The sequence below is a fragment of the Tepidimonas sp. genome (assembly GCF_046292505.1).
In the GTDB taxonomy this organism is placed as follows: Bacteria; Pseudomonadota; Gammaproteobacteria; order Burkholderiales; family Burkholderiaceae_C; genus Tepidimonas.
Genome location: NZ_JBKBQX010000279.1, coordinates 1 through 518, shown reverse-complemented (window position 1 = coordinate 518; position 518 = coordinate 1). Strand labels below are relative to the sequence as shown.

General features: G+C 65.3%; 1 pseudogene. It reads right to left on the bottom strand.

Going from position 1 to position 518, the window contains the following annotated elements:
* Positions 1-518 (bottom strand): annotated as a pseudogene (locus ACK4TH_RS13265) (anthranilate synthase component I); the annotation flags it as partial.

Below are 518 nucleotides of genomic sequence, written 5' to 3'. Positions count from 1 at the left end.
AGTCGCCGGCGGCAATAAATTCCTTGGCCACCGCGACCGCGCGCAGATAGTCGGCCTTGTCGAACTCGCGCTCGATCGGCGTGACCGTGCCCGGCGCAAGTTCGGGCGCCTCGACCGGATTGCGCAACTGGGCGCGCAAGGCGGCGAGACGCGCCTGCCCCCGGGCATAGGCCTGCGGCTGCGACGGATCGGCATACAGAATCAGGTGCAGGCGCCCGGTGAGGTTGTCGATCACTGCCAGCTCTTCGGTCAGCAGCAACTGAATGTCAGGCAAATCGACCGGATCGGGCTTGGTGTGCCGTTGCGCGGAGCGCGCCAGCCGCGCCTCGATATAGCGCGCCGCGTCATAGCCGAAATAGCCCGCCAGCCCGCCGCAAAACCGTGGCAGACCCGCTGGCATCGCCACCTTGAAGCGCTTGTAATAGGCGTCGATGAAATCCAGTGGATTGTCGGTCGATTGTTCAATCACCGCGCCGTCCTGCAGCACCTCGGTGGCGCCGTTTTTGACCCGCAGCAGG